We start from the raw sequence: 9,960 nt of genomic DNA, 5'->3' as shown, positions 1-9,960 counted from the left end.
GAGGACAGAACCATGGCCGGACTGACAGCCCCGCTGCTGGGACTGGAAAAGCAAAGCCTGCGCGAGCAGGCGTTAGCGGCGCTGAGAACCGCCATCACCAGTGGGGAACTGGAACCGGGGCGGCATCTCGTCGAAACCGAACTGTCCGAAATGCTCCAGATCAGCCGCGGAACACTCCGTGAAGCACTCCGCCAGTTGGCACAGGAAGGCCTGCTGTCTGCAGGGCCTCGGGGCCGCCTCTCCGTCCGTAACCTCGACGCGAAGGAAATTCGCGACATCTTCGCCGTGCGAGCGGCCCTTGAAACACTAGCGGCACGGACGCTGTGCGAGCTCCCGGACCGGGTTCATGCCATCGAGTCCCTGCACCAGACCATAGACGTCATGGAGGCGGCTCAAGATAAGTCGCTGGCCGAGCGGATCGAATCCGACATGGAATTCCACCGCACACTGTGCCGGCTAACCGGCAACGAAACCCTGCTTCACTCATGGACTTCGCTGGAGGGCTCCATCAGGATGTCCATCATGTTCGCCGGCCGGGAAAAGGGCGTTAAGAACATGAGCGTTGACCGGCATCGTGACATCGTGGCCGCCATCGAAACCGGAGACGCGTCCCTGGTACGCAAAACCATCCGCGAACACATGGACACCGCGGCCGACAACCTCGTGGCCTAGGCGTGCCTCTTCCCATATCTGTCGAACCAAAAGGCAGAGGCAGTTCGTCTCCTTAGGGCACACCCAAACCTGACGTCAGGCAGCAGCGGCAGGGAGCGTCAGAATAGGTTCCAGATCGCGTTACCAGGCATTCCTCCCATGCAGCCATAGGTGTCATCCTGACAGTTCTATCCAGTAGTCATAAACGGCCAAGCCCTGTCAGCACCTTCCTGATCTGAGAGGATGCCAGTGCATGGGAGCAGCAGGTGCTCCGCATCTGCTGAAGGATGGAGGAACGCATGGCCGCTGGCTCCCGGACCGCGCCGGACCGGATCGCGAGGTTCAGTCTCGCTTTCATCGGCGTACTGCTCATCGCGGTTAACCTCCGGGTGTCCTTTGTCAGCGTGGGTCCTGTGCTCGAGAACATCAGTGATGACCTTGGCCTTTCCAGCGCTGCAGCAGGTTTCCTTACCGGCCTTCCGCTTATTGCCTTCGCGGTTTTCTCACCCGTGGCGCCCGGCTTTGCCTCCCGCCTGGGCCTGGACCGGGCACTGTGGATGTCACTGCTGATCCTCGCCGCAGGCATCGTGCTTCGCTCCCTGCCCGTACCCGGCTTCATCTGGGCCGGCACCGCACTGATCGGCCTGGCCATCGCGTTCCTCAACGTCCTGTTGCCTTCCCTCGTCAAGCGGAACTTCCCCACGAAGGTCAGCCAGATCACCGGAAGCTACACCGCCACGCAGGCCGCCTTCGCTGCGGTCGGGGCCGCCGTCGTCGTCCCCGTCTCACAAACGTCCCCGGCAGGATGGCGGCTTGCCCTCGGCATCTGGGCGGGACTGGCCCTCATCGCACTGGCAGCACTCCTGCCATGGCTGCTGCAGCGCAGGGCAGGAACCGCACACCCCAGCACCCCGCATCTCCCCTATCGCTCACCCTGGGCTTCAGCGCTGGGCTGGCAGGTGACGATCTTCATGGGACTGCAATCAATTGCCTTCTACGTCCTGATGGCCTGGCTGCCCACCATCGAACAAAGCCGCGGCATCCCCGCCACTACTGCCGGCATGCATCTGTCCGTCTTCCTCCTCATCAGCGTGTTCGCCAGCCTGGCCACCGGGGCCCTCCTGCACCGGGGCCCGGACCAGCGGCTTGTATCCTTCATGAGTGGCGGCCTCATGGTGGCGACGTTCCTCGGGCTGGCCATCGCCCCGGACCTGGTACTGCTCTGGGTCCTTCTCGGGGCAGTCGGCTGCGGAAGCCTCATCGTCATCGCCCTGTCCCTGTTCAGCCTCCGCACCGTAAATTACCCGCAGGCAGCATCGTTGTCCGGCATGGCCCAGTCTGTTGGCTACGGACTGGGCGCGGCCGGGCCGGTGATGTTCGGAGCTTTGCGCGACCTCAGCGGGGACTGGACGCTTCCCCTCGTTGTAACTGCAGGCATCATGGTGGCTGTCGTGGTAACCGGTGTCCTTGCCGGGCGGAACCGGGTCATCAGCGCCGCCTGACGCGCGAGCGCGAACGTGATTGTCCAACAAGGAGCTGGGAATAGCCGATCTCGGCACCCCGATTTCGGCGAAGCTATCAGGATTCCCACCGGGCATCTGCCCGCGACACCGATTACCTGGTGCCGTAGCTTACGCCAAGGAACTTCCAGGAGCTTCGCCGCCAAGGTGCCCCAGCAGCTCCGCCTCGGCCGCGTCGAGGTAGGCACGCAGTTCCGCCGCGGCCTTTTCGTTCTCGCCTGCGCGCAGCCGCTTAACCAGCTGCGCGTTGCGGTCCACGTAGTGCGCATGGAAATCCGGCGCTGAAGCCATGGTGTGGAAAACCAGCCGCATTTCGGCGAGCACCCACTCCATCATCTTCCGCAGCGATCCGCTCCTGGTGAGTCCTACCACCGCTTCGTGGAACGCCTGGTTCGCGTCGGCCATCTCGGCGACCGACCCGGCGTCGCGCGCGGCCTGGGCCCGCCGGACGATGGCCTCCATCATGTCAAGTTCCCCGGCCGTAGGTTCCGACCACAAAACGGCTGCAGGTTCGATGGTGCGCCGGATCCGGTAGATTTCGCGCACCTCCTCAACTCCGGGCGAGGCCACGAAAACACCGCGGTTCGGAATCCGCGTCACGATGGACTCACCGGCAAGTGTCGTGAACGCCTGCCGGAGCGTGTTCCGCGAAACCCCAAGGGAGGCCGACAGCGCCTGCTCCGACAACTTTGATCCCGGCGCCAGCTGTCCCGCCGCAATCCGCGCACGCAGCACGGACGCAATCCACGCCGTAGTATGCGCGTGTTCAGCAGTCCCCGCTTCATCCTTCAATGCCGTAATCATCGCCTTCGATGCTAGCCGGCAGTACTGATGACCTCGCCCAGCACGTCTCCGCGCTCGACGGCGGCGCCCGGCTCCTGGCTGCCCCGGCGGAAAGAACCGCAGGACAACGCGGACACCACGGTCTCCATCTTCATCGCCTCCAGCACTGCAACAGGCTGGTCGGGAGTCACCCAGGCACCATCCTCAACCAGCCACTTCACCAGGTTTCCGCCCATCGGGGCGGTGACCCTGCCATCCGCTGCAGGGCGGTCCGCCGTGGGGTCGCCGGTGGAAGCAGGTGCCGCGGCAGCACCCCCGCCACCCATCAGGGTAGCGAAAACCTGCGCGGGCAACCCGAGTTGGACTGCCTTGCCATCGATCTCCACGGTGAGGGTCTCCCGCCGTGCGACGGGACCGGCAAGGCCGGTCTCAAGGGAGGCAGCGAGCCGCTCAGAAAATTCGGATTCGATCCAGGTGGTGTACACCCTGAGCCGGTCCGGCTGGGTGAAGTCCTGGTCCCGCACCACGGCCCGGTGGAACGGGACGACGGTGGGCACGCCCTCGATCCGGAGTTCGTCCAGGGCGGTGCGGGCGCGGCGCAACGCCTGTGCCCGGTCCTCGCCGTACACAATCAGCTTGGCCATGAGGGAGTCATATTCGGCGGGGATGGTGGACCCTGACCGGACGCCCGTGTCCACGCGGATCCCGGCACCCGTGGGCGCCTCGAAGACCTCGATCCGCCCCGGCGCGGGCAGGAATCCGCGCCCCGCGTCTTCCGCATTGAGGCGGAACTCGATGGCGTGGCCGTGCGGAACCGGGTCCTCCGTGACGGACAGGGGCAGGCCTGCGGCGATGCGGAACTGCTCTCGGACAAGGTCAAGGCCGGATGTTTCTTCGGTGACCGGATGTTCTACCTGCAGCCGGGTATTGACCTCGAGGAAAGAGATTACCCCATCCGGTGCAACGAGGTATTCCACTGTGCCGGCGCCGGTGTAGCCGGCCTCGCGGCAGATGGCCCGCGCCGACTCATGGATGCGGTGCCGCTGCTCATCGGTCAGGAACGGCGCGGGCGCTTCCTCGACGAGCTTCTGGTGGCGCCGCTGCAGCGAGCAGTCACGCGTTCCAACCACGACGATGTTTCCATGCGTGTCCGCCAGCACCTGCGCCTCGACATGCCGCGGACGGTCCAGGAAGCGTTCCACAAAGCACTCGCCGCGTCCGAAGGCAACGGTCGCCTCCCGTACCGCGGAATCGAAGGCATCCTCGATGTCCTCCAGCCGGTGGGCAATCTTGAGCCCGCGTCCGCCACCACCGAAGGCTGCTTTGATGGCTACCGGCACCCCGTGCTGCTCCGCAAACGCCCGGGCTTCCTCGGCGTCGGCAACAGGCCCATCAGAGCCCGGCACCAGCGGAGCGCCTGCCCGGACCGCGATCTCCCGGGCGGTAACCTTGTTCCCCAGGCTGCTGATCGCCTCCGGCGAAGGACCGATCCAGGTGAGGCCGGCGTCGAGCACGGCCTGCGCGAAATCGGCGTTTTCCGACAGGAAGCCGTAGCCGGGATGCACTGCGTCGGCTCCGGCGCGGGCAGCGACCTCGAGCAGCTTTTGGATGTTCAGGTACGTTTCGGAACCGGCGGAGCCAGCCAGGGCGTAGGCCTCATCGCTGATGCGAACGTGCAGCGCGTCGGCGTCGGGATCGGAGTACACCGCCACAGATGCCAGCTCGGCATCGGCGCAGGCGCGGGCAATCCGGACGGCGATCTCGCCGCGGTTCGCTATCAGGACCTTTTTCATGGCGGCTTCCTTCACGGTTTTTGGCTGGCGATGGGCCGGAGCGTTTCGGGATCCACCTCGATGAAGCGGATGGCGGTACCCGGGGGAAGCTGCGCGGCCACGGGCAGGTCCTCCGGTACGACGACGCCAATCACCGGATACCCACCGGTCACCGGGTGGTCGGCCAGGAACAGCACCGGAAGGCCCGACGGCGGCACCTGCAGTGAGCCGGCCACCACGCCTTCGCTGGGAAGTTCCTCGGGACGCGCGCGTTCCAGGGCGCCGCCACCTCCGGGGGCGGCAAGCCTGACCCCGATGCGGTTGGACTCGGCAGTCACGGTCCAGGCCTGTTCCGTCAGTGCTGCGCGCGATTCCGGCGTAAACCAGTCCTGGCGTGGACCGGCGGTAACCCGGAGGGCCGTGACCGATGCGCCTTCCCTGATGCCGGGGGGCAGCGTGGAAGGCTCGGCGACTCCGACGATACGGTCCCGTTCCACCTCGCCGACGGGTAACACGGTGCCTTGCTTCAGGATGTCCGGACCGATGCCGGACAAAAGGTCGGTGGCGCGGCTGCCGAGCACGGGTTTACATGCGATTCCGCCACGGGCGGCGAGGTAGGTGCGAAGTCCAGCGTCGGGCAACCCGAGGCGCAGGCTTTCACCGTCGTGCAGGGCAAAGGGCGCGTACATGGCAGCGGGCCGGTTACCGCGTGCTCCCTCGATAAGGGCTGGTACCGGCGCACCCGCGAGGGCGAGGGTCAGTTCACCCTGGGCCCGGACCGCCAACCCGCCAAGGACGGACTCAAGGACGGCGTCGCCTGGCTTGTTGCCGACCAGCCGGTTCGCCTGGCGGGCACTTGCCGTGTCTGCGGCACCGGATACCGGAACGCCAAGGTCGCCGAGCCCGGGCCGTCCAAGGTCCTGGACCAGTGACTGCGGCCCCGGCGCGAGGATTTCGAGGGATTGGCCTGCCCTGGCCTCCGCAGGGACGGCAGACTTCCCGGCATGATCGGGGAGCTCAACCAGCTCCCGCACGGGCACATACTGCACCCTCATGCCGGGGCGGAGGAGGGCAGGCTGCTTCCGCCCGAGGTCCCACATCCGCTCAGCCGTGCGCCCGATCAGCTGCCAGCCGCCCGGGGAACGCCGCGGGTAAACGGCGGAAAAGTTGCCGGCCAGCGCCACGGATCCGGCCGGAACAGCTGTGCGGGGGCTGGTGCGGCGGGGCACCGTGAGCGACTCGTCCTCTCCCACCAGGTAGGCGAACCCCGGCGCAAATCCGCCGAAGGCCGCCGTCCAGATCTGGCCGCTGTGGGCCTTGATCACACCGTCCGCTCCCAGGCCGGTAAGCCGGCCTACTTCGGCGAGGTCTTCGCCGTCGTACACCACCTCGATGCGGACCGGGTCGCCGGACGCCAGTGGCCCACTGGACGGTGCGAAGTCCAGGGCTGCGAAGGCTTTGCGGCCAGCCCTGGCATTGGTCCGGGAGTCGAAGACGGCAAGGACCGTCCGGGCAGCTGCTATCACCTCGACCTGCCCGGTTAGCGGATACTCCACCAGGTGGGCGTGCAGGGCGAGGACGGCGTCAAGTGACTCCACCTCAATGAGCAGGGCGCGCGGCCCGGCCCACCGGATTTCCTCTCCAGGGATGCCAGGGCTCACACGAAGCTCCGAATGCTGACGCCGGCAGCGTCATCGCCCATCGTCCAATTACCGAAAGACTGCCAACGTCACTGTTGAGATCGATGTAAGCCACAGTGATCCTCGTCTCGTTAGGTGGCCCCAACAGCATGCACGAGTTTTGCCGATTGTTCAACAATGTTCCAGGGGTACCACCTACAGCACCTTGCGGATGGTCTCCTCGAAGCTGGTGACGTGGTGCAGGGCCAGCTCGCCGGCCCTCTCGGCGTCGCCGGCTGCCACCGCCTTGAGCAGATCGACGTGCTCAGTGATGTGTCCAGTCACCGAGGGAACCTTGTCCAGCACCACGCACCAGATGCGGGTGGCCAGGTTGTCGTAGCGGATCAGCGTGCTTTCCAGGTGCGCGTTCGCGGCCGCCTTGTAAATCAGCCGGTGCACCATCAGGTCATAGCGCATGAGGTCCCGCGACTGCCCGGACGTGGGCTCAATCCCCGCAATGGCATCGGCCACCCGCAGCAGTTCGCGGCGCATGCTCTCGCTCGCCCGGACTGCAGCACGGCGGGCGGCAAGGGGCTCCAGCAGTTCCCGGATTTCCGAGACGTCGGCCAACTCAGTGAAGTCAACATTGGTGGCAAACGTTCCGCGGCGAGGATAGGAAATCACCAGGTGATCCACCTCAAGCCGCTTGATCGCCTCACGCACGGGAGTACGTCCGAAGCCAAGCTCACCCGCCAACTGCCCGTCATTGATCGGCTCCCCCGGGCGGATCTCCAGCATGATCAGCTTGTCCCGCAGCTGCCGGTACGCGGCCTCCGCCTGGGACGGAGCGTCCTCCTCCACAGGGGTCAGAGCAAGAAGTGCATTCAAGGCGCCGCTCCGTTCTTCGATGACGGCCGAACCGGACGCGGTAGCTTTTTGCCGCTTTCGGTCCAGCTATTGACTCTGCTGTGATCCCGATCATACCATTGACCTCAGACTGATATATCAGTTATCAAGCAAATGGTATTTCAAAAGGAGCATCCGTGGTTGAGCAGTTGAACGAGCGACTTTCCGTCGTCGATCCCGAGGTCCAGCAAGCCATCACCCATGAGCTGGGCCGCCAGCAGTCCACGCTGGAAATGATCGCTTCGGAGAACTTCGCCCCGTCCGCAGTCATGGAGGCACAGGGTTCGGTCCTCACCAACAAGTACGCGGAAGGCTACCCCGGCAAGCGCTACTACGGCGGCTGCGAGCACGTGGATGTAGTGGAGCAGCTGGCCATTGACCGTGTCAAGGCCCTGTTCGGCGCCGAATTCGCCAACGTCCAGCCACACTCCGGCGCCCAGGCCAACGCCGCTGCCATGTTCGCCCTGCTGAACCCGGGCGACACCATCATGGGCCTGAGCCTGGCCCACGGCGGACACCTGACTCACGGCATGAAGATCAACTTCTCCGGCAAGCTCTACAACGTGGTCCCTTACCACGTGAGCGAATCAGACCTCCGCATCGATATGGCTGAAGTCGAGGCACTGGCCCTTGAACACAAGCCCAAGCTAATCGTTGCCGGCTGGTCCGCCTACTCCCGTCAGCTGGATTTCGCGGAGTTCCGCCGTATCGCCGACCTCGTTGGCGCTTACCTCATGGTGGACATGGCCCACTTCGCCGGCCTGGTGGCCGCCGGCCTGCACCCGAACCCGGTGCCGTACGCCGACGTCGTCACCACCACTACGCACAAGACCCTCGGCGGCCCGCGCGGCGGCGTCATCCTCGCCAAAGAGCAGTACGGCAAGAAGATCAACAGTGCCGTATTCCCCGGCCAGCAGGGCGGCCCGCTGGAGCACGTTATCGCCGCGAAGGCCGTAGCCTTCAAGCTGGCCGCCACCCCCGAATTCAAGGAACGCCAGGAACGCGTCCTGCAGGGATCAAAGCTTCTCGCCGAACGGCTCCTTCGCGACGACGTTGCCGCAGCAGGAATTTCCGTGGTCAACGGCGGCACGGACGTCCACCTGGTCCTCGTGGACCTCCGCAACTCTGAGCTGGACGGACAGCAGGCCGAAGACGCCCTGCATCGCATCGGCATCACCGTCAACCGCAACGCCGTTCCCTTCGACCCCCGCCCTCCGATGGTCTCCTCCGGACTCCGGATCGGCACCCCGGCCCTCGCCACCCGCGGCTTCGGCGCCGAGGAATTCGCAGAAGTTGCGGACATCATCGCGACGGCGCTGATCGCCTCGGCCGGCAACGGCACCTTGGCCGGGGACGCCGTCGTCGAACTCGGCGCCCGCGTGGCCGCCCTTGCCGACCGGTTCCCCCTCTACCCCCACCTTTCGCAGGATGACAGCGGCACCGATATTGCCGCCTTTGAAACAGACATGATTGGAGCAGCCCAGTGAGCACCCAACAGCTCCCCGAGCACCCGGATTTCCTTTGGCGCAATCCGGAGCCCAAGTCCTCGTACGACGCCGTGATTGTTGGCGGCGGCGGGCACGGACTGGCCACTGCCTACTTCCTTGCAAAGAACCATGGGATGACCAACATCGCCGTCCTGGAAAAGGGCTGGCTGGCCGGCGGCAACATGGCCCGCAACACCACCATCATCCGTTCGAACTACCTCTGGGACGAGAGCGCTGCCATCTACGAGCACGCCCTCAAGCTTTGGGAGATCCTGCCGGAGGAGCTCGAGTACGACTTCCTCTTCAGCCAGCGCGGCGTGATGAACCTTGCCCACACCCTGGGCGATGTCCGCGAAAGCATTCGGCGCGTCGGAGCGAACAAGCTCAACGGCGTGGACGCGGAGTGGCTTGATCCCCAGCAGGTCAAGGAACTTTGCCCCATCCTGAACATTAGTGACAACATCCGCTACCCCGTCATGGGCGCCACATACCAGCCCCGCGCCGGTATCGCCAAGCACGACCACGTGGCGTGGGCTTTCGCCCGCAAGTGCGACGAGCTGGGCGTGGACATCATCCAGAACTGCGAAGTCACTGGCTTCGTCAAGGACGGTAACCGCGTGGTGGGCGTCAAGACCAACCAGGGCACCATCAACACCGAAAAGGTGGGCCTCTGCGCTGCCGGGCACAGCTCGGTCCTGGCCGAAATGGCCGGTTTCCGGCTCCCCATCCAGTCCCACCCGCTCCAGGCCCTGGTTTCCGAACTGCACGAGCCCGTCCACCCCACGGTGGTCATGTCCAACCACGTACACGTCTACGTTTCCCAGGCGCACAAGGGCGAACTGGTGATGGGTGCCGGCGTTGACTCCTACAACGGTTATGGCCAGCGCGGTTCCTTCCACGTGATCGAGCACCAGATGGCGGCCGCCGTCGAGCTCTTCCCCATCTTTGCCCGGGCCCACGTGCTCCGGACCTGGGGCGGCATTGTGGATACGACGCTGGATGCGTCCCCGATCGTGGGCAACACGCCGGTGGAGAACATGTTCGTGAACTGCGGCTGGGGTACCGGCGGGTTCAAGGGCACTCCGGCTGCCGGCATGACCTTCGCCCACAATATCGCCACGGGTGCCCCGCACAGGCTGAACAAGCCGTTCGCGCTGGAGCGGTTCGAGACCGGTGCGCTGATCGACGAACACGGCGCTGCCGCCGTCGCCCACTAGCCGCC

The 9,960-nt window shown here is 65.4% G+C and carries 8 protein-coding genes; 4 read left to right on the top strand and 4 right to left on the bottom strand.

Annotated elements, in window-relative coordinates:
• Window positions 1-12 precede the first annotated feature (12 nt).
• Both AC5RWX_RS17650 and AC5RWX_RS17645 read left to right on the top strand, forming a co-directional pair.
• Window positions 13-672, top strand: coding sequence for a GntR family transcriptional regulator (locus AC5RWX_RS17650; protein ID WP_494097678.1), 660 nt, complete (start codon window positions 13-15; stop codon window positions 670-672).
• Between the two features lie 278 nt (window positions 673-950).
• Entirely contained in the window at window positions 951-2,153 is a 1,203-nt protein-coding gene (locus tag AC5RWX_RS17645; RefSeq protein ID WP_494097676.1) for an MFS transporter, read from the top strand.
• 129 nt (window positions 2,154-2,282) lie between these two features.
• Here AC5RWX_RS17645 and AC5RWX_RS17640 read toward each other — a convergent pair whose 3' ends face one another.
• The 4 genes from AC5RWX_RS17640 to AC5RWX_RS17625 form a co-directional block, all read right to left on the bottom strand.
• Window positions 2,283-2,975 (bottom strand): GntR family transcriptional regulator, encoded by a 693-nt coding sequence (locus AC5RWX_RS17640; RefSeq protein WP_494097675.1) that lies wholly within the window; start codon window positions 2,973-2,975, stop codon window positions 2,283-2,285.
• Window positions 2,976-2,986: 11 nt separating this feature from the next.
• Window positions 2,987-4,747 carry an acetyl/propionyl/methylcrotonyl-CoA carboxylase subunit alpha gene (locus tag AC5RWX_RS17635; protein ID WP_494097674.1) on the bottom strand — a complete coding sequence of 587 codons (1,761 nt, stop codon included), beginning with the start codon at window positions 4,745-4,747 and terminating at the stop codon, window positions 2,987-2,989.
• An 11-nt stretch (window positions 4,748-4,758) separates the two neighbouring features.
• A complete protein-coding gene (locus tag AC5RWX_RS17630) occupies window positions 4,759-6,387 on the bottom strand; it encodes a 5-oxoprolinase subunit B/C family protein (protein WP_494097673.1) in 1,629 nt (542 codons plus the stop codon).
• A gap of 174 nt (window positions 6,388-6,561) precedes the next feature.
• Window positions 6,562-7,233: a GntR family transcriptional regulator gene (locus AC5RWX_RS17625; RefSeq protein ID WP_494097672.1), complete on the bottom strand. Its 672-nt coding sequence runs from the start codon at window positions 7,231-7,233 to the stop codon at window positions 6,562-6,564.
• Between the two features lie 155 nt (window positions 7,234-7,388).
• Between AC5RWX_RS17625 and glyA the strand changes: the two genes are divergently transcribed.
• Both glyA and AC5RWX_RS17615 read left to right on the top strand, forming a co-directional pair.
• Window positions 7,389-8,738 carry a serine hydroxymethyltransferase gene (glyA, locus tag AC5RWX_RS17620; RefSeq protein ID WP_494097671.1) on the top strand — a complete coding sequence of 450 codons (1,350 nt, stop codon included), beginning with the start codon at window positions 7,389-7,391 and terminating at the stop codon, window positions 8,736-8,738.
• On the top strand, window positions 8,735-9,955 hold the full coding sequence (locus AC5RWX_RS17615) for a sarcosine oxidase subunit beta family protein (protein WP_494097670.1): 1,221 nt from the start codon (window positions 8,735-8,737) through the stop codon (window positions 9,953-9,955). The genes glyA and AC5RWX_RS17615 overlap by 4 nt, the downstream gene beginning before the upstream one ends.
• Window positions 9,956-9,960 lie beyond the last annotated feature (5 nt).

Source organism: Arthrobacter sp. SPT-J7, assembly GCF_059089965.1.
This window is presented reverse-complemented; position numbering and strand designations above follow the sequence as displayed.